This is a genomic window from Pseudomonas sp. FA-1, assembly GCF_056856075.1.
Map to the genome: position 1 here is coordinate 150,319 of NZ_JBWXTH010000011.1, position 18,229 is coordinate 168,547.

The window sequence follows — 18,229 nt, forward strand, 5'->3', positions numbered from 1 at the left end:
AGCTGACGTGCCCTTCGACACGTGAGCGCAGTATACGCCTTTGCATGGGCTGCGTCGACTGCTGCGGCCGGCGTGCCTCAAGAGCCGCTGCCGGCGCCTCCGGTCGAGCCGCTGCCTTTCTCGGTTTTTTCCATGCGTTCGAGCACTTTGGAGGTGACGGCGATGCATTCCTTGGTATCGCCGGCGGCTTGGGCTGCCTTGGCTTTGTCGACCTGCTCGGTGATGGCTTTGTCCAGGCCTTCGGAGGTGGTGCCGACGGTGGCCATGTTGTCATCGATCTTCTGCAGGTTGATGGCACAGAGGTCCTCGGCGGCGAACACCGGCGAGGCCAGCAGGGTTGCGGCCGCGAACAGGGCGGAAAGCGCAGTACCTTTCATGGGTGTCTCCTCGTGATGGCCTCTGGTAGGTGGGCCTGTAAGGGTGGACTCCCAGGATTTGGCGAGGGTTCAATCGAGGTGCAGGCGAGGGCTGCGCCCTCGAATCGCCGGCGAGCCGGCTCCCACCTGTTCTGCGTTGTTTTCAGAGGTTGTGGGAGCCGGTTTTCCGGCGATTGGGGCGGGCCCGGCATGGAAAAGTCCGGGCGGGCCGTCGGGAGGGATTACAGAGGACGCGGTCGGGTAACGCGATCCACCAGGTACACCAGCCCGTGATAGTCGATGCCGCTGTGGCTGGACAGGCCGATTTCGCAGGTGCGGCTGGTGGAAATGCCTTCGCTGCAATGCTGCACCGCATCTTTGAGCGTGCGCAGGGAGTGGGCGTTGAGCTCGGGTGTGGTGAAGCCTTTGTCGCCGGCGAAGCCGCAGCAATGGATGCCTTCCGGGATCACCACCTGCTGGCTGCACAGTCTGGCCAGGTCGATCAGTGCCTGGCTTTCGCCCAAATGCTGGGTGCTGCAGGTGACGTGTACGGCCACTGGCTCGCGCTGCGGCGTGAACTCCAGCTTGTCGACCAGGTGGGTGCGGATGAAGCGCACCGGGTCGTAGAGGTCCAGGCGGGTGTCGCCCAGGTCCTGGACCAGGCGCAGGGTGCAGGGGCTGGTGTCGCAGTAGATGGGGTCGAGGCCGCCGCGGCTGGCGTGCAGCAGGGCGTTGATCAGTTCCTGGCGCTTGTGTTCGGCCTGCTCGGGGTAGCCCTTGGAAGCGAACGGCTGGCCGCAGCATAGGCTGTCGGCCTTTTCCGGGAATATCACGTGGTAGCCGGCTTTTTCCAGCAGGGCGCGGGTCTTGTCCAGCAGTGAGCTTTGCTCCTTGTCGCCAGCGGCCGGGCCCATGACCCGGGACACGCAGGCAGCCAGGTAAACCACCCGTGGGCGGGCGTCATTGATCGGCCGGGCCGGGGCGAAGGTGCGCAGCGGCTGCGGCATGGCTGGCGTCCACTGCGGCAGGCGGCCGTTGCTGGCCTTGCTCAGCGAGGCGCTCAGGCGACTCAGGCGCGGGGCGCCGAGGAGTTTGCGCGCGCCGTTGGCGGCGGCCAGCGTCAGGCGTGCGCCGCGCAAGGCGGTATGGAAGTTGTCGGCGAGCCAGTCGGCGGCCTTGTTGTGCTCGGCAGCTTGGCTGCGCAGCTTCTTCACCAGCTCGCCGGTATTGATGCCCACCGGGCAGCGCTGGGCGCACAGGCCGGTGGCGGCACAGGTGTCGATGCCCTGGTACTGGTAGGTCTGCATCAGTTCGCGGGTATCGACGCCGGCGCGTTTCTTCGCCTGGATGTCGCGCCACATGACGATCCGTTGGCGTGGGCTCAGGGTCAGCCCCTTGGACGGGCACACCGGCTCGCAGAAGCCACACTCGATGCACTTGTCGACGATGTCATCGGCGGCCGGCAGGGGCTTGAGGTACTTGAGGTGGATGTCCCGGTCGTCGCTGAGCACCACGTCAGGGTTGAGGATGCCGTTAGGGTCGAGCAGGCGCTTGAGCGTCCACATCAATTGGTAGGCCTCATGGCCCCATTCGAGCTCGACGAAGGGGGCCATGTTGCGCCCGGTGCCGTGCTCGGCCTTGAGCGAGCCGCCGAACTCCACAGCCACCAACTGCGCCACATCGTCCATGAAGGCCTGGTAGCGCGCCACTTCCACGGCGCTGTTGAAACCTTGGGTGAACACGAAGTGCAGGTTGCCCTCCAGGGCATGGCCGAAGATGATCGCTTCGTCATAGTGGTGCTTGTCGAACAGCTGGATCAGGCGGTTGACGCCTTCGGCCAATTGTTCGATGGGGAAGGTCACGTCTTCGATGATCACCGTGGTGCCGGTCTGGCGCACGGCTCCGACGGCGGGGAAGGTGTCCTTGCGGATCTTCCACAGCTGGTTGTACACCGCCGGGTCTTCGCTGAAGTCGACCCGCTGCTCCAGCGGGAATTCGGCGATGGCGGCCATCACCTGGCCAAGCTGCTCGTGCAGCAGGCCCTGGCTGGCGGCGCGGGACTCGATCAGCAGGGCGCAGGCATTGGCCGACAGGCCTTTGACCCAGCTCGGCATACCGGGCATGTCCTGCACCGAGCGCAGGCTGCGGCGGTCGAGCAGCTCGACGGCGGAAACCGGCTGCGGCTTGAGTACGGTCACGGCGCGGCAGCAGCTTTCCACGCTGGGGAAGACCAGCAGCGCGCTGGCTTTGTGCGGATGGTCGGGCACGGTGTCGTAGGTGACCGCACTGATGAAGCCGAGCGTGCCTTCGGAGCCGACCAGCAGGTGCTGGAGGATATCCAGCGGCTGGTCGTAGTCGATCAGCGAATTGAGGGACAGCCCGGTGGTGTTCTTCAGGCGGTACTTGTGCCGGATCTTGTCGGCCAGGGCCGTGTTGGCGCGGGTTTCCCGGCCCAGGCGGGCCAGTTCGTCCAGCAGCGTGGCATGGCTCTGCTCGAAGGCGGCGACGCTGGCCGGGTCTTCGGTGTCCAGGCGGGTGCCGTCGGCCAGCACCAGGCGCATGCCGGCCAGGGTGTGGTAGGTGTTCTGCGCCGTGCCGCAGCACATGCCGCTGGCATTGTTGGCGACGATGCCGCCGATCTTGCAGGCGTTGATCGAGGCCGGGTCCGGGCCGATCTTGCGTCCGAAGGGCGCCAGCCAGGCGTTGGCCTGGGCGCCGATGACGCCGGGCTGCAGGCGGATCTGCTCGCCCTGGCCGCGGATCTGGCGGCCGTTCCAGTTGTCACCCAGCACGATCAGTACCGAGTCGCTGATGGCCTGGCCCGAGAGGCTGGTGCCGGCGGCGCGGAAGGTCACCGGCACGCGGTCGCGCTGGGCCAGGTGCAGCAGGCCCACCACTTCGTCCTCGGATTCGACCCGCACCACCAGCTTGGGAACCAACCGGTAGAAGCTGGCATCGGTACCGAAGGCCAGGGTCGAGGTCGGGTCGTCGAATCGGCGCTCGGCGGGAATCAAATGCTCGGTATCTCGCAGGAACGCGGCGGGCAAGCTCATGCAGTCTCCTCGTGGGGCCGCGGCGTCTGGCGCGCTGCGTGCCCCGGGCAATCAGGCAGTGTTCGGACGGGCGCTCAGGCGCCCAGTTCGCGGACCAGCGAGTCGCGGCTGATCTCGCTGATGGACTTGGCGCCGGTCAGCACCATGGCCACGCGCATTTCCTTCTCGAACAGCTCGAGCAGGTTCTTCACCCCGGCTTCGCCGTGGGTGGCCAGGGCGTAGAGGAAGGCGCGGCCGATCAGCACGGTATCGGCGCCCAGGGCGACCATGCGCACCACGTCCAGGCCGTTGCGGATGCCGGAGTCGGCGAGGATCTTCAGGTCGCCCTTGACCGCATCGGCGATCGCCGGCAACGCGCGGGCGCTGGACAGCACACCGTCGAGCTGGCGCCCGCCGTGGTTGGACACCACGATGCCGTCGGCGCCGAATTTCACCGCGTCCCGGGCGTCATCGGGGTCGAGGATACCCTTGATGATCATCGGGCCGTCCCAGAATTCGCGGATCCACTCCAGGTCCTTCCAGGAAATGGACGGGTCGAAGTTGGCGCCCAGCCAGCCGATGTAGTCGGCCAGGCCGGTGGGGTTGCCACGGTACTTGGAGATGTTGCCCAGGTCATGGGGGCGGCCCAGCAAGCCGACATCCAGGGCCCATTGTGGGTGGGTCATGGCTTGCCAGATACGCCGCAGCGGTGCGTTCGGGCCGCTCATGCCGGAATGGGCGTCGCGGTAGCGGGCGCCGGGGACCGGCATGTCGACGGTGAACACCAGGGTCTTCACGCCAGCGGCCTTGGCACGTTCCAGGGCGTTGCGCATGAAGCCGCGGTCCTTGAGCACATAGAGCTGGAACCACATCGGCCGGTCGATGGCCGGGGCGACCTCTTCGATGGGGCAGACCGAGACGGTCGACATTGTGAAGGGAATGCCCTTGGCCGCCGCCGCGCGTGCCGCCTGCACTTCGCCTCGGCGTGCGTACATGCCGGTCAGGCCCACCGGGGCCAGGGCCACGGGCATGCTCAGGGTTTCGCCGAACAGCGTCGTCTGCAGGCTCAGCTCGGACATGTTCTTCAGCACCCGCTGACGCAAGGCGATGCTCGCCAGGTCCTCGACGTTGTGGCGCAGGGTGTACTCGGCGTAGGCGCCGCCGTCGGCGTAATGGAAGAGGAAAGGAGGCAGCTTGCGTTGGGCCGCGGCGCGATAGTCGGTGGAGGCGGAAATGATCATGGATTCTCGCAGCGTGGGTGGGTGTGGTTGCCGGGCGCGCCAGGGCGCCCGGCCCCTTTCACTTTAGTGATGAACCAGCATGCCGGTGAGCCAGTAGGCCTGGACCAGGGTGATCAGGCCGACGATGGTGGCGAAGAACAGGCTGTGCTTGACGGTGAAGCGGAACAGGTCGGATTCCTTGCCGACCAGGCCGGTAGCGGCGCAGGCCACGGCGATCGATTGCGGCGAGATCATCTTGCCGGTCACGCCGCCGCTGGTGTTGGCCGCTACCAGCAGGGTGTCGTTGACCCCGATCTGATGCGCGGTAGTGGCCTGCAGCGAGCTGAACAGGGCGTTGGACGATGTATCGGAGCCTGTCAGGAACACGCCCAGCCAGCCCAGGAACGGCGAGAAGAACGGGAAGGCGGCACCCGTACCGGCCAGCACCAGGGCCATGGTCGAGGACATGCCCGAATAGTTGGTGACGAAGGCGAAGGCCAGGACCATGCCGATCGACAGGATCGGCCAGCGCAGCTCCCAGAAGGTTTCCTTCAAAGTGGTCAGACCGGTTTTGACGTTGATCTTCAGCACCATCATCGACAGCAGCGCCGAGAGGAAGATCGCAGTGCCGGTGGCGGAGATCGGGTCGAGCTTGAAGATCGCCGGCATGGCGGTTGGCGTGGCGGCGATCGGCGCGCCCTTGATCACCAGTTGGTCCAGATGCGGAATGGCGAAGTTGAACACGAAGTCGTACATCGAGCCACCCGCGGCGAACGCGGCCTTGAACGGCTTCAGCGTCCAGATGGTCACCAGTACGGTGAGGATCAGGAACGGCGACCAGGCCTTGAAGATCTCGCCCAGGCTGTACGGGGAAGGCTGGCTGCCACCGCCGCTGACCACGGCAGCGCCGACGCTGCCCTTGGCTTCGGCGAAGGCGCGCTTGGGCTGCCAGACTTTCAGGAACAGGGTCAGGGCGATCAGGCTGGCCAGGGCCGAGGTGATGTCCGGCAGTTCCGGGCCGATGAAGTTCGAGGTGAAGTACTGGGTGACGGCGAAGCTCAGGCCAGCGACCAAGGCGGCAGGCCAGGTTTCCTTCACGCCGCGCAGGCCATCCATCATGAACACCAGCCAGAACGGCACGAACAGCGACAGCAAGGGCAGCTGGCGACCGGTCATGGCACCGATGTGGAACGCGTCGATGCCGGTCACCTGGCCGGCGACGATGATCGGGATGCCCAGGGCGCCGAAGGCCACGGGCGCGGTGTTGGCGATCAGGCACAGGCCCGCGGCGTACAGCGGGTTGAAGCCAAGGCCCACCAGCAGCGCGGCGGTGATGGCCACCGGCGCGCCGAAGCCGGCCGCACCTTCCAGGAAGGCGCCAAAGCAGAAGCCGATCAGCAGCACTTGCAGGCGTTGGTCGTCGGTGATCGACAGGACCGAACTGCGGATCACTTCGAACTGGCCGCTCTTGACCGTGAGTTTATACAGGAACACCGCGGCGACGATGATCCAGGCGATGGGCCATAGGCCGTAGAGGAAACCATAGCCTGCGGCGGCCAGTGCCATGTCGACGGGCATCTGGAAGGCGAAGATCGCCACCAGGATCGACAGGGCAAGGGTGATGCTGCCGGCGACGTGGCCTTTGAGGCGGAACACGGCCAGGGCAAGGAAGAAGAACACGATGGGAATGACTGCCGCCAGCGCGGACAGGCCAAGACTACCAAGCGGACTATAGAGCTGTTGCCAGGTTTGCATATGGGGTGGCCCCTAATTGTTGTTGGTCAGGCACTGGCATTGGATAATTGGTAAGACCAATTTACAATGGCTGGTCGCTAGGTTAAAAGCCTCGTTGAGGCCGTGTCAATTTGTCTCGGGGAAAACTTTGGTCGGATGTCGATGAATGGGCATCTGTCGGGTAGGGAAAATCGTCATCTGATGGGTGTCGTCGTGGCCGGTATCGGCGAGAATAGGCGGCCCCGGTGTTCGTGGGGTTTGTGGAGAACATGTGATGGTTTTTGATCAGGTCCGCCAACGGCGCCTGTCCGACGATATTGTCGACCGGTTGGAAGGAATGATTCTCGAGGGCACGCTGACCTCGGGGCAGCGCCTGCCGGCCGAGCGTGTCCTGGCCGAGCAGTTCGGCGTATCCCGACCGTCCCTGCGCGAGGCGATCCAGAAGTTGGTGGCCAAGGGCCTGTTGGTCAGCCGCCAGGGCGGTGGCAACTACGTCGCCGAGACGCTGGGTTCGACCTTCAGCGACCCGCTGATGCAGTTGTTCGAGCGCAACCCCGACGCGCAGCGCGACCTGCTGGAGTTTCGTCACACCCTTGAGGCTTCATGCGCCTTCTACGCAGCCCAGCGCGCCACCGAGCCTGACCGCGAGCGGCTCAAGGCGGCATTCGATGCGTTGCAGGACTGCTATTCCCGGGCCAGTGAGGTCAGCCGGGCAGAGGAGGGCGCGGCCGATGCGCGTTTCCACCTGGCGATTGCCGAGGCCAGCCATAACGCAGTGCTGCTGCACACCATCCGCGGCCTGTTCGACCTGCTCAAGCGCAACGTGGTGACCAACATCGGCGGCATGTACCAGCAGCGCTCCGAGACCCGGGACATGCTGATCAGCCAGCACAGGGAGCTGTACCAGGCGATTGTCGAGGGCAGGGCGGAGGATGCGCGGGAGGTGTCGAGCCGGCATATCCTGTATGTGCAGGAAGTGCTCGAGGAAGCGCAGGAAGAAGCCCAGCGGGTGGCGCGGGCGGAGCGGCGCAGCGGGCGTTGATTGCCTGTGGCCGACGATCCGTACGGTCGTTGTAGGAGCGGCCTTGTGCCGCGAAAGGGCCGCTTGGCCGCCCCGGGGGCTTGTCGTTGGCGCTCGGAGTGCTGGGGCTGCTGGGCAGCCCTTTCGCGGCACAAGGCCGCTCCTACAATAACTGCGCCAGCTGGCTAGGGGGATTACTCGTCCTTGCCCTTGTTACGCACAGCCCGTTGCAGCTCGCGGTTGGAATCGCGTTCGCGCATGGTGTCGCGCTTGTCGTATTCCTTCTTGCCCTTGCCGAGTGCGATCTCGCACTTGATCAGGTGCTTGCTCCAGTACAGCGACAGGGCCACGCAGGTGTAGCCCTTCTGTGCCACGGACGCTTCCAGGCGCTCGAGCTCGCGCTTGTTCAGCAGCAGCTTGCGGGTGCGCGTGGGGTCGGCGATGACGTGGGTGCTGGCGGTGGTCAGCGGGGTGATGTGGCTGCCGAACAGCCAGGCTTCGCCGTCCTTGAGCAGCACGTAGCTGTCGGTCAGGTGCGCCTTGCCGGCCCGCAGGCTCTTTACTTCCCAGCCGGACAGGACCAGCCCGGCCTCGAACTTATGCTCGATGAAGTAATCGTGTCGCGCTTTCTTGTTCTGCGCGATGGTCCCGGTCGGATGTTTCTTTTGCTTAGCCATAGGGGCCGCATTATAGGGAGTCGTCGCGTTGTCGGCTACGGGGTTTAGGTGTGCTTGAGCCTGTAGGATGAATCCCGGACAATGCAGGGCCTGTTTCTGTGAACAGCACTGTTTTCGAAGCGCTGAGAAGCGCTGCCGCCCTGTCTTGGAAGTGACGCCTGGATGACTACCCATATTCAACGCTCTGCCCTGCTGCCATACCCTGCCCAGGCGCTCTACGATCTGGTCAACGATGTGGCCAGTTATCCGAAGTTCCTGCCGTGGTGCTCGGCCGCGACTGTGATCGAGGCCAGCGAGATGCACATGCGGGCGAAGCTGGAAGTGGCCAAGGGCGGCATGAGCCAGCAGTTCGTCACGCGCAATGTGCTGGTGCCGGGGCAATCGATCGAGATGAACCTCGAAGAGGGGCCGTTCACCCAGCTGCATGGGCTGTGGGTGTTCAAACCGTTGGGCGAGAAGGCCTGCAAGATCAGCCTGGACTTGTCCTTCGACTACGCCGGGCCACTGGTGCGCGCCACCCTGGGGCCGCTGTTCAACCAGGCAGCCAACACCTTGGTCGATGCCTTCTGTCAGCGGGCCAAGCAGCTCAATGGCTGACTCGGGCCTGAATATAGAGGTGGTGTATGCCACGGCCGAGCGCCAGTGGTTGTTGGCGTGCGTAGTGCCTGAAGGGACGTGCGTGCGTGAGGCGCTGCGTCTGTCTCGGCTCGCCGAGCAGGTGCCTGGCCTGGATTTGGAAGCGTGCCCGGTAGGGATCTTTGGCAAGGTGGTTGCGGACCCTGCGCAGCGCAGGGTCGAAGAGGGCGATCGCCTGGAGGTCTACCGGCCACTGCTGGCCGACCCCAAGGAAGTGCGCAAGCAGCGGGCAGCCAAGGCGCGGGCGGCGCGGCAAGGCTGAGGGGCATGCGGGCTTCTGTAGGTGTGGGTTCGACAGCCTTGTAACAAAAAGCCCGGGCACTGCCCGGGCTTTTTCGTGTCGGCCGCGTTTACTGCGGGGAGGTTTCCAGTGGTGCTGGCGTCGGGACCGGCGTGGTCTCGATGGTGTCGATCTCTTTCTGGATCGACTCTTCCAGCGAACCTGGCTTGGCTGGTTTTTCTTCCGGCTGGCCCTGTTCGGCAGCTGGGCTGACGGTGGTGTCGCCGCTGCCACCGAGGATTTCCTGGTCGCGGCTCACGCCTGGCATGAAGTCGCCGGACAGGCTGACCAGTTGGTCGCTGTCGTTGAAGAAGATGCTCATGCGCTCTTGCTGGCGCTGGCCACCGCCGGGCTGGAGGCTGTAGAGGTAGTCCCAGCGGTTGGTGTTGAAGGTGTCCTGAATCAGTGGGTTGCCCATGATAAACCTTACTTGCCGGCGGGTCATTCCGGGGCGCAATTGGTCTATCATGTCCTGCGTAACGACATTGCCCTGCTGGATGTCGATTTTGTAAACCCCGGGAAACGAGCAACCGGCGAGTGCGAGCAGTCCCACGAGGGTGAGGCTGGTTAGCAAGAGCTTGGTGTTTTGCATCGGTGGGCGACTTCCACTATCTTGGCTGGACAACGTAAACCCCGATCATACCCGTATTAAGAGAAGCTGCGAAGCAGCATCGGCGAGAAAGCTGACCATGGTTGAAAATAGCGAATTGCGCAAAGCCGGTCTCAAGGTGACCCTGCCTCGAGTCAAGATCCTACAGATGCTCGACTCCACCGAGCAGCGTCACATGAGCGCCGAGGATGTCTACAAGGCGCTGATGGAGGCTGGCGAGGATGTTGGCCTGGCGACCGTGTATCGCGTACTGACCCAGTTCGAAGCGGCGGGTCTGGTGGTTCGCCACAACTTCGACGGCGGTCATGCAGTATTCGAGCTGGCTGATGGCGGCCACCACGACCACATGGTCAACGTGGATTCCGGCGAGGTCATCGAATTCATGGATGCCGAGATCGAGAGGCGCCAGAAAGAGATCGTTGCCCAGCACGGCTACGAGCTGGTGGATCACAATCTGGTTTTGTACGTACGCAAGAAAAAGTAACGATTTTCTCGTTACCAAAAGCAAAGGCGACCTTCGGGTCGCCTTTGTGCTTTCAGCGGGTGATGCCCGCCCCTGTAGGAGCGGCCTTGTGCCGCGAAAGGAGTGCGTAGCGCTCCCTAATTTCAGCTTCGCAGCAGAGATTGCAGGGCCGCTTTGCGGCCCTTTCGCGGCACAAGGCCGCTCCTACAGCATTGATGTCAGGACTTCACTACCATCTTGCGTGCATGGGCCAACGATTCCTTGGTCAGGTCGATGCCCCCCAGCATTCGCGCCACTTCCTCCACCCGCTCGCGCTTGCCCAGGCTGGCGACTGCAGTATGGGTAGTGTCGCTGTTGCGCACCTTGTGCACGAACAGGTGATGATGCCCTTGCGCGGCGACTTGGGGCAGGTGGGTGACCGTCAGTACTTGGCCACGCTCGCCCAGGCGGCGCAGCAGTTGGCCGACGATCTCGGCGGTAGGGCCGCCGATGCCGACGTCCACTTCGTCGAACACCAGGGTGGGAATGCGCGAGGTCTGTGCGGTGATGACCTGGATCGCCAGGCTGATGCGTGACAGTTCGCCGCCCGACGCTACCTTGGCCAGGCCCTTGAGTGGTTGCCCGGGGTTGGCACTGACCAGCAGTTCGACCCCTTCCAGGCCATGGGGCGACAGTTCATCGCCTGCATAGGGGGTCAGCTCGATGCAGAAACGCCCGCCAGGCATGCCCAGGCGCTGGATTTCCTGCTCGACGGCGGTCGCAAGCTGTTTGGCAGCCTGCTGACGCAAGCCGCTGAGCTCGGTGGCCTTCTCGCGGTAGTGCTGGGCATAGGCCGCGAGCTCCTCGCCCAGCCGCTCGATCGACTCATCGCTGGTGTTGAGCCCTTCGAGCTCCTCAATCAGGCGCTGCTGCAGGTGCGGAAGCTCGGTGGGGTGCACGCGGTGTTTGCGTGCCAGGGTATAGATGGTGTCGAGCCGCTCCTCCAGAGCCTGCAGGCGCATGGGATCGGCGTCGAAATGGTCGAGGAAGCGGTTGAGCTCGCCCACGGCCTCTTCGATCTGGATCTGCGCGCTGGCGATCAGGTTGGCCGCTTCACCGAGTGCCTTGGGTGCATTGGCCACGGCGCTCAGGCGGTTGAGGCTGGCTGTCAGGGCGCTGAGCACGTTACCCGAGTCGCTTTCGCTGCATTGGTCGATGACCTGGCGGCAGATGCCGAACAAAGCCTCGGCGTTGGTCAGGCTCTTGTGTTCCTGTTCCAGTTGCTCCAGTTCGTTCTCGCCCAGGCCGAGGTTGTCCAGCTCCTCCAGCTGGTAGCTGAGCAATTGATGGCGGGCGCGTTGCTCGTCGCCGGAATTGGACAGGCGCTCCAGCTCCAGGCGGGTCTGGCGCCAGCGCTGGGCCGCCAGGTGTACTTGGCGGGCCAGGTCAATGGCGCCGGCGTATTCGTCCACCAGGCGGCGATGGGTGTCGGTCTTGAGCAGGGACTGGTGCTCGTGCTGGCTGTGGATGTCGATCAGCAGTTCGCCGAGTGCCTTGAGGTCGCCCAGCGGGCAGGGCGTGCCATTTATATAGCCACGGCTGCGGCCTTCGCCGGTTATCACCCTGCGCAGGATGCACGGGCCGGCGTGGTCCAGGTCGCGTTCGGCGAGCCAGTTGCGGGCCTCCGGGATTTCGTCCAGGTCGAAGGTGGCGAGGATGTCCGCCTTGTCCGCACCCGGGCGCACCACGCCGCTGTCGGCGCGATCGCCCAGGGCCAGGCCGAGGGCGTCGAGCATGATCGACTTGCCCGCGCCGGTCTCGCCAGTGATCACGCTCATGCCGCGGGCAAGCTCGAGATCGAGGTGTTCGACGATGGCGTAGTTGTGAATGGACAGGTGCACCAGCATGGGGCGGCTCCCGAAGGCTTTTGTCTGGTTATTTATACAGTACTTTTTTCAGGCCTGCCAATCCCCGCAGGACGAACAGGGTGAGTCATGAAAAGCGGCTTGCCCCTTGAACCCGGTTTTTCCGACCCCATATAGCCGGCAAGACAAGACGAGCTCGGCTCGCCCACCAAGAAATTGCGGAGGAGAAACCTAATGGCTGACGAACAGCTGGATGAGAAGAACCTTAACGCCGAAGAGGCTGGTGCAGAGGATCTCGGTGCCCGCGTCCAAGTGCTCGAGGAGCAGCTGGCCGCCGCCAAGGACCAGTCCCTGCGTACTGCCGCCGAGCTGCAGAACATCCGCCGTCGCGCCGAACAGGATGTCGAGAAGGCCCACAAGTTCGCCCTTGAGAAGTTCGCCGGCGACCTGCTGCCAGTGGTCGACAGCCTGGAGCGTGGCCTGGAGCTGTCCAGCGCCGACGACGAGACCATCAAGCCGATGCGCGAAGGCATCGAGCTGACCCTGAAGATGTTCCACGACACCCTCAAGCGCTACAACCTCGAGGCGGTCGACCCGCACGGCGAACCCTTCAACGCCGAACACCACCAGGCCATGGCCATGCAGGAAAGCGCCGAGGTCGAGCCCAACAGCGTGCTCAAGGTGTTCCAGAAGGGCTACCTGCTCAATGGTCGCCTGCTGCGTCCCGCCATGGTGGTGGTCAGCAAGGCACCGGCGGCGCCCCAGCCATCGATCGACGAAAAGGCTTGAAATCCTTCCGGGCATCCCCATCTAGGTGTCAAGCATTCAAGTATTACCGCAGTTGGCCAAAGTAGTCGCTGCTACCTAATTCAAGTTTCGGGAGAGTAAACATGGGCAAAATCATCGGTATCGACCTGGGGACCACCAACTCGTGCGTCTCCATCCTGGAAAACGGTAACGTCAAGGTCATCGAAAACGCCGAAGGCGCGCGTACCACCCCTTCGATCGTGGCCTACGCCAACGATGGCGAGATCCTGGTCGGTCAGTCGGCCAAGCGCCAGGCCGTCACCAACCCGCACAACACCCTGTTCGCAGTGAAGCGCCTGATCGGCCGTCGCTTCGAAGAAGACGTCGTGCAGAAAGACATCAAGCTGGTGCCGTACAAGATCGTCAAGGCCAACAACGGTGACGCCTGGGTCGAAGCCGGCGGTAAGGAAATGGCGCCCCCGCAGATCAGCGCCGAAGTCCTGAAAAAAATGAAGAAAACCGCCGAAGACTACCTCGGCGAGCCAGTCACCGAAGCGGTCATCACCGTTCCGGCCTACTTCAACGACAGCCAGCGCCAGGCCACCAAGGACGCAGGTCGCATCGCCGGCCTGGACGTCAAGCGTATCATCAACGAGCCGACCGCTGCTGCGCTGGCCTACGGCATGGACAAGGCCAAGGGCGACCACACCGTCATCGTCTATGACCTCGGTGGTGGTACCTTCGACGTCTCGGTCATCGAAATCGCCGAAGTCGACGGTGAGCACCAGTTCGAAGTACTGGCCACCAACGGCGACACCTTCCTGGGTGGCGAAGACTTCGACATGCGCCTGATCGACTACCTCGTCGACGAGTTCAAGAAAGAGTCCGGCATGGACCTGAAGAACGACCCGCTGGCCCTGCAGCGCCTGAAGGAGGCTGCTGAAAAGGCCAAGATCGAGCTGTCGTCCTCGCAGTCGACCGACGTCAACCTGCCGTACATCACTGCAGACGCGACCGGTCCTAAGCACCTGAACGTGAAGATCTCCCGCGCCAAGCTGGAGTCGCTGGTCGAAGACCTGGTCAAGCGCACCATCGAGCCTTGCCGCATCGCCCTGAAGGACGCCGGTATCGACGTCAGCAAGATCGACGACGTGATCCTGGTCGGCGGTCAGACCCGTATGCCGCTGGTACAGAAAGCCGTTGCCGACTTCTTCGGCAAGGAAGCGCGCAAGGACGTCAACCCGGACGAAGCCGTGGCCATGGGTGCAGCCATCCAGGGTGCGGTACTGGCCGGTGACGTGAAGGACGTGCTGCTGCTGGACGTCAGCCCGCTGACCCTGGGTATCGAAACCATGGGTGGCGTGATGACCGCGCTGATCGAGAAGAACACCACCATCCCGACCAAGAAGTCGCAGGTGTTCTCGACCGCCGATGACAACCAGAGTGCTGTGACCATCCATGTACTGCAGGGTGAGCGCAAGCAGGCTGCACAGAACAAGTCGCTGGGTAAATTCGACCTGGCCGACATTCCGCCGGCTCCGCGTGGCGTGCCACAGATCGAAGTGACCTTCGACATCGACGCCAACGGCATCCTGCACGTCGGCGCGAAGGACAAGGCCACCGGCAAGACCCAGTCGATCGTGATCAAGGCCAACTCCGGCCTGTCGGACGAAGAAATCGAGCGCATGGTGCGTGACGCCGAGGCCAACGCCGAGGAAGACCGCAAGTTCGAAGAGCTGGCCGCTGCCCGTAACCAGGGTGACGCGCTGGTGCACTCGACCCGCAAGATGGTCGCCGACGCCGGTGACAAGGTAACCGCCGAAGAGAAGGCTGCCATCGAGGCTGCTGTCGTTGCCCTGGAAGCCGCTGTCAAAGGCGACGACAAGGCCGCGATCGATGCCAAGGTCGAGGAGCTGTCCAAGGTCTCCGCGCCGGTTGCCCAGAAGATGTACGCCGAGCAGCAGGCCGAGCAGCCTCAGGGCGGTGCCCAGCAGGCCGAGCCGGAAGCCAAGCACGACGACGTGGTCGATGCCGAGTTCGAAGAAGTGAAAGACAACAACAAGCAGTAATCCCTGCATGTTGTCGGCCGGCTCACCGTCGTTTGTCGGTGAGCTGGTAGGATGTCGCCGCGCGGGGGCTTGCTCCCGCGTTGGCGTATCTGGAATTCGAGAATTTTTACAGCATCTGTCAGCGCCGAGCGGCGGCAGGTGTTGATGGCGTGGCGCAGATGCCAGACGCCCAACAAGGTGCAAATGACCTATGTCCAAGCGTGATTATTATGAGGTACTGGGTGTCGAGCGCGGCGCCAGCGAAGCAGACCTCAAAAAAGCCTATCGCCGGTTGGCGATGAAGTACCACCCGGACCGCAACCCGGGCGATAAAGAGTCGGAAGACAAGTTCAAGGAGGCCAACGAGGCCTACGAAGTGCTGTCTGATGCGAGCAAGCGCGCAGCGTTCGACCAGTATGGCCATGCTGGCGTCGATCCGAGCATGGGTGGCGGTGGTGCAGGTTTCGGTGGTGCCAACTTCTCCGACATCTTCGGTGATGTGTTCAGTGACTTCTTCGGCGGTGGTCGGGGCGGTGGACGTGGCGGTGCCCAGCGCGGCAGCGACCTGCGTTACACCCTGGAGCTGAACCTCGAGGAGGCGGTGCGTGGCACCACGGTCAGCATTCGCGTGCCGACGCTGGTCAACTGCAAACCGTGCGATGGCTCCGGTGCGAAGAAGGGCTCCGCTCCGGCGACCTGCCCGACCTGCGGCGGTATCGGCCAGGTGCGCATGCAGCAGGGCTTCTTCTCCGTGCAGCAGACCTGTCCGCGCTGCCATGGCCAGGGCAAGATCATCACCGACCCATGCTCGTCCTGCCATGGCGAAGGCCGTGTCGAGGAATACAAGACCCTGTCGGTCAAGGTGCCGGCCGGTGTCGACACCGGCGATCGCATCCGCCTCTCTGGCGAGGGCGAGGCGGGTACCCATGGGGGTCCGACCGGTGACCTGTACGTGGTCATCAATGTGCGTGAGCACGCGATCTTCCAGCGCGACGGCAAGCACCTGTACTGCGAAGTGCCGATCAGCTACACCGATGCCGCCCTGGGCGGCGAGCTGGAGGTGCCGACCCTCGATGGCCGGGTCAAGCTCAAGATCCCGGAAGGTACCCAGACCGGCAAGCAGTTCCGCCTGCGCGGCAAGGGCGTGGCCCCGGTGCGTGGTGGTGCGGCGGGCGACCTGCTGTGCCGTGTGGCGGTGGAAACGCCGGTCAACCTGAGCCGCCGCCAGCGCGAGCTGCTCGAGGAACTGCGTGACTCACTCCAGGGCGACAGCTCCCATTCGCCCAAGGCCAGCGGCTGGTTCGAGGGTGTGAAGCGCTTCTTCGGCGATCTCTGACAAGGAACAGGTTATGCGACGTATTGCAGTGATGGGCGCGGCGGGGCGGATGGGCAAGACCCTCGTCGAGGCCGTGCAGCAACAGGCGCCCCAGGCGGGCCTGACGGCGGCGATCGATCGCCCCGACAGCACCCTGGTCGGGGCCGATGCGGGTGAGCTGGCAGCGCTGGGGCGCATCGGCGTGGAGATCTGTGGTGACCTGGCCAAGGTCGCCGACGAGTTCGACGTGCTGATCGACTTCACTCACCCCTCGGTGACCCTGAAGAACCTGGCGTTCTGCCGCAAGGCGGGCAAGGCCATGGTGATCGGTACCACCGGCTTCACGCCGGAAGAGAAGGAACTGCTGGCTGAGGCGGGCAAGGAGATCCCGATTGTCTTCGCTGCCAACTTCAGCGTAGGCGTCAACCTGTGCCTGAAGTTGCTGGATACTGCGGCGCGGGTGCTGGGTGATGAGGTGGACATCGAAATCATCGAAGCGCACCACCGGCACAAGGTCGATGCGCCGTCCGGTACCGCGCTGCGCATGGGCGAGGTGGTGGCCCAGGCGCTGGGGCGTGACCTGGGTGAAGTAGCGGTCTATGGGCGCGAAGGCCAGACCGGTGCCCGTGATCGCCAGACCATCGGTTTCGCCACGGTGCGGGCCGGCGACGTGGTGGGTGACCACACCGTGCTGTTCGCCGCGGAAGGCGAGCGCGTCGAGATCACCCACAAGGCCTCCAGCCGCATGACCTTCGCCAAGGGGGCGGTGCGCGCCGCGCTGTGGCTGGATGGGCGCGAGCCGGGTCTGTACGACATGCAGGATGTGCTCGAACTGCGTTGATCGCATCGCCGTCTTTGTAGGGCGGGCTCGGCCCGCTCCTGCAAGAGACTGGCATCGCTTGTCGCATTCCTGTGTTTCAGAGACACATACGCGGTAGACCTAAAACGTAATTTTCTGTAAGCTACAGCTTTAGTGTGTCCACTAAAAGCGCGCAGACAAATTCAGCATAAAAGCGGGGTGACGTGTCCATACGTCATTCCGCTTTTTTGCAACCTGCGATCGCCCTTTCAGGCTTGATTTACGGGAGGTCTTCTTGACTAAGCCAGCCATACTCGCCCTTGCCGATGGCAGCATTTTTCGCGGTGAAGCCATCGGAGCCGACGGTCAAACCGTTGGTGAGGTGGTGTTCAACACCGCTATGACCGGCTACCAGGAAATCCTTACAGACCCTTCCTATGCCCAGCAAATCGTCACCCTGACTTACCCGCACATCGGCAACACCGGCACTACCCCTGAAGACGCTGAGTCCAACCGCGTCTGGTCCGCCGGCCTGGTCATCCGCGACCTGCCGTTGCTGGCCAGCAACTGGCGCAACACCCAGTCGCTGCCTGAATACCTGAAAGCCAACAACGTCGTGGCCATCGCCGGCATCGACACCCGCCGCCTGACCCGTATCCTGCGCGAAAAAGGCGCTCAGAACGGCTGCATCCTGGCCGGTGACGACATCAGCGAAGAAGCCGCCATCGCCGCTGCCCGCGCCTTCCCGGGCCTCAAGGGCATGGACCTGGCCAAGGAAGTGTCCACCAAGGACCGCTACGAATGGCGCTCCAGCGTGTGGAACCTGGAAACTGACAGCCACCCGACCCTGGAAGCGGCCGATCTGCCCTACCACGTGGTGGCCTACGACTACGGCGTCAAGCTGAACATCCTGCGCATGCTGGTCGCCCGTGGCTGCCGCCTGACCGTGGTGCCGGCCCAGACCCCAGCCAGCGAAGTCCTGGCCCTGAACCCTGATGGCGTGTTCCTCTCCAACGGCCCTGGCGACCCCGAGCCGTGCGACTACGCGATCCAGGCGATCAAGGACATCCTCGAGACCGACATTCCGGTCTTCGGTATCTGCCTGGGTCACCAGCTGCTGGCCCTGGCCTCCGGCGCCAAGACCATGAAAATGGGCCACGGCCACCACGGTGCCAACCACCCGGTCCAGGATCTGGACAGCGGCGTGGTCATGATCACCAGCCAGAACCACGGTTTCGCCGTCGACGAAGCCACCCTGCCGGGCAACGTTCGCGCCATCCACAAGTCGCTGTTCGACGGCACCCTGCAGGGTATCGAGCGTACCGACAAGAGCGCGTTCAGCTTCCAGGGCCACCCTGAAGCGAGCCCAGGCCCGACCGACGTCGCGCCACTGTTCGATCGTTTCATCGATGCCATGGCCAAGCGCCGCTGAGCATCCTGCATCAAG

16 protein-coding genes are annotated in these 18,229 nt (G+C 63.8%); 9 read left to right on the forward strand and 7 right to left on the reverse strand.

Going from position 1 to position 18,229, the window contains the following annotated elements; translation table 11 throughout:
* Positions 1-77 precede the first annotated feature (77 nt).
* From AC1MHZ_RS19695 to AC1MHZ_RS19710, 4 genes are all read right to left on the reverse strand, one after another.
* Positions 78-377: a hypothetical protein gene (locus AC1MHZ_RS19695; protein WP_084855501.1), complete on the reverse strand. Its 300-nt coding sequence runs from the start codon at positions 375-377 to the stop codon at positions 78-80.
* A gap of 221 nt (positions 378-598) precedes the next feature.
* Positions 599-3,409, reverse strand: coding sequence for an FAD-binding and (Fe-S)-binding domain-containing protein (locus tag AC1MHZ_RS19700; RefSeq protein WP_482966814.1), 2,811 nt, complete (start codon positions 3,407-3,409; stop codon positions 599-601).
* A 74-nt stretch (positions 3,410-3,483) separates the two neighbouring features.
* Positions 3,484-4,629, reverse strand: coding sequence for an FMN-dependent L-lactate dehydrogenase LldD (gene lldD / locus AC1MHZ_RS19705; RefSeq protein ID WP_084855499.1), 1,146 nt, complete (start codon positions 4,627-4,629; stop codon positions 3,484-3,486).
* 63 nt (positions 4,630-4,692) lie between these two features.
* Positions 4,693-6,363, reverse strand: coding sequence for a lactate permease LctP family transporter (locus AC1MHZ_RS19710; protein ID WP_084855498.1), 1,671 nt, complete (start codon positions 6,361-6,363; stop codon positions 4,693-4,695).
* Between the two features lie 253 nt (positions 6,364-6,616).
* Between AC1MHZ_RS19710 and AC1MHZ_RS19715 the strand changes: the two genes are divergently transcribed.
* Positions 6,617-7,384, forward strand: a complete 768-nt coding sequence (locus AC1MHZ_RS19715) for an FCD domain-containing protein (RefSeq protein WP_084855497.1) — start codon at positions 6,617-6,619, stop codon at positions 7,382-7,384.
* 173 nt (positions 7,385-7,557) lie between these two features.
* On the opposite strand, the gene smpB is transcribed toward AC1MHZ_RS19715, so the two are convergent.
* Positions 7,558-8,040 (reverse strand): SsrA-binding protein SmpB, encoded by a 483-nt coding sequence (smpB, locus tag AC1MHZ_RS19720; protein WP_084855496.1) that lies wholly within the window; start codon positions 8,038-8,040, stop codon positions 7,558-7,560.
* 162 nt (positions 8,041-8,202) lie between these two features.
* Here smpB and AC1MHZ_RS19725 point away from each other — a divergent pair, with 162 nt between their 5' ends.
* The gene (locus AC1MHZ_RS19725) at positions 8,203-8,637 is read left to right on the forward strand and encodes a type II toxin-antitoxin system RatA family toxin (protein ID WP_482966815.1); all 435 of its coding nucleotides are present in this window, start codon (positions 8,203-8,205) and stop codon (positions 8,635-8,637) included.
* Positions 8,630-8,938, forward strand: a complete 309-nt coding sequence (locus AC1MHZ_RS19730) for an RnfH family protein (protein ID WP_482966816.1) — start codon at positions 8,630-8,632, stop codon at positions 8,936-8,938. Before AC1MHZ_RS19725 ends, AC1MHZ_RS19730 begins: the two co-directional genes overlap by 8 nt.
* Before the next feature lie 88 nt (positions 8,939-9,026).
* Here the strand turns inward: AC1MHZ_RS19730 and AC1MHZ_RS19735 are convergent, their stop codons facing one another.
* Positions 9,027-9,548, reverse strand: coding sequence for an outer membrane protein assembly factor BamE (locus AC1MHZ_RS19735; protein WP_084855493.1), 522 nt, complete (start codon positions 9,546-9,548; stop codon positions 9,027-9,029).
* A 97-nt stretch (positions 9,549-9,645) separates the two neighbouring features.
* Between AC1MHZ_RS19735 and fur the strand changes: the two genes are divergently transcribed.
* Positions 9,646-10,050, forward strand: coding sequence for a ferric iron uptake transcriptional regulator (gene fur, locus AC1MHZ_RS19740; protein WP_084855492.1), 405 nt, complete (start codon positions 9,646-9,648; stop codon positions 10,048-10,050).
* Positions 10,051-10,247: 197 nt separating this feature from the next.
* On the opposite strand, the gene recN is transcribed toward fur, so the two are convergent.
* On the reverse strand, positions 10,248-11,915 hold the full coding sequence (gene recN / locus AC1MHZ_RS19745; protein ID WP_482966817.1) for a DNA repair protein RecN: 1,668 nt from the start codon (positions 11,913-11,915) through the stop codon (positions 10,248-10,250).
* 192 nt (positions 11,916-12,107) lie between these two features.
* Between recN and grpE the strand changes: the two genes are divergently transcribed.
* The 5 genes from grpE (at position 12,108) to carA (ending at position 18,214) form a co-directional block, all read left to right on the forward strand.
* Complete coding sequence (grpE, locus tag AC1MHZ_RS19750; RefSeq protein WP_084855490.1) at positions 12,108-12,662, forward strand: nucleotide exchange factor GrpE; 555 nt, start codon at positions 12,108-12,110, stop codon at positions 12,660-12,662.
* Between the two features lie 101 nt (positions 12,663-12,763).
* Positions 12,764-14,689 carry a molecular chaperone DnaK gene (gene dnaK, locus AC1MHZ_RS19755; protein ID WP_084855489.1) on the forward strand — a complete coding sequence of 642 codons (1,926 nt, stop codon included), beginning with the start codon at positions 12,764-12,766 and terminating at the stop codon, positions 14,687-14,689.
* 190 nt (positions 14,690-14,879) lie between these two features.
* A complete protein-coding gene (gene dnaJ / locus AC1MHZ_RS19760) occupies positions 14,880-16,004 on the forward strand; it encodes a molecular chaperone DnaJ (protein WP_084855488.1) in 1,125 nt (374 codons plus the stop codon).
* A gap of 13 nt (positions 16,005-16,017) precedes the next feature.
* Entirely contained in the window at positions 16,018-16,824 is an 807-nt protein-coding gene (gene dapB / locus AC1MHZ_RS19765) for a 4-hydroxy-tetrahydrodipicolinate reductase (RefSeq protein ID WP_084855487.1), read from the forward strand.
* A 253-nt stretch (positions 16,825-17,077) separates the two neighbouring features.
* Positions 17,078-18,214 (forward strand): glutamine-hydrolyzing carbamoyl-phosphate synthase small subunit, encoded by a 1,137-nt coding sequence (gene carA / locus AC1MHZ_RS19770; RefSeq protein WP_084855486.1) that lies wholly within the window; start codon positions 17,078-17,080, stop codon positions 18,212-18,214.
* The last annotated feature ends 15 nt before the right edge of the window (positions 18,215-18,229 follow it).

What these genes read in the sequence shown, in the direction of transcription:
- dapB (WP_084855487.1), top strand. Translation starts at nt 16,018, where the DNA reads ATGCGACGTATTGCAGTGATGGGCGCGGCGGGGCGGATGGGCAAGACC.
- recN (WP_482966817.1), bottom strand. Translation starts at nt 11,915, where the DNA reads ATGCTGGTGCACCTGTCCATTCACAACTACGCCATCGTCGAACACCTC.
- lldD (WP_084855499.1), bottom strand. Translation starts at nt 4,629, where the DNA reads ATGATCATTTCCGCCTCCACCGACTATCGCGCCGCGGCCCAACGCAAG.
- AC1MHZ_RS19735 (WP_084855493.1), bottom strand. Translation starts at nt 9,548, where the DNA reads ATGCAAAACACCAAGCTCTTGCTAACCAGCCTCACCCTCGTGGGACTG.
- AC1MHZ_RS19710 (WP_084855498.1), bottom strand. Translation starts at nt 6,363, where the DNA reads ATGCAAACCTGGCAACAGCTCTATAGTCCGCTTGGTAGTCTTGGCCTG.
- AC1MHZ_RS19725 (WP_482966815.1), top strand. Translation starts at nt 8,203, where the DNA reads ATGACTACCCATATTCAACGCTCTGCCCTGCTGCCATACCCTGCCCAG.
- AC1MHZ_RS19715 (WP_084855497.1), top strand. Translation starts at nt 6,617, where the DNA reads ATGGTTTTTGATCAGGTCCGCCAACGGCGCCTGTCCGACGATATTGTC.
- grpE (WP_084855490.1), top strand. Translation starts at nt 12,108, where the DNA reads ATGGCTGACGAACAGCTGGATGAGAAGAACCTTAACGCCGAAGAGGCT.
- smpB (WP_084855496.1), bottom strand. Translation starts at nt 8,040, where the DNA reads ATGGCTAAGCAAAAGAAACATCCGACCGGGACCATCGCGCAGAACAAG.
- dnaK (WP_084855489.1), top strand. Translation starts at nt 12,764, where the DNA reads ATGGGCAAAATCATCGGTATCGACCTGGGGACCACCAACTCGTGCGTC.
- dnaJ (WP_084855488.1), top strand. Translation starts at nt 14,880, where the DNA reads ATGTCCAAGCGTGATTATTATGAGGTACTGGGTGTCGAGCGCGGCGCC.
- AC1MHZ_RS19700 (WP_482966814.1), bottom strand. Translation starts at nt 3,409, where the DNA reads ATGAGCTTGCCCGCCGCGTTCCTGCGAGATACCGAGCATTTGATTCCC.
- fur (WP_084855492.1), top strand. Translation starts at nt 9,646, where the DNA reads ATGGTTGAAAATAGCGAATTGCGCAAAGCCGGTCTCAAGGTGACCCTG.
- AC1MHZ_RS19730 (WP_482966816.1), top strand. Translation starts at nt 8,630, where the DNA reads ATGGCTGACTCGGGCCTGAATATAGAGGTGGTGTATGCCACGGCCGAG.
- AC1MHZ_RS19695 (WP_084855501.1), bottom strand. Translation starts at nt 377, where the DNA reads ATGAAAGGTACTGCGCTTTCCGCCCTGTTCGCGGCCGCAACCCTGCTG.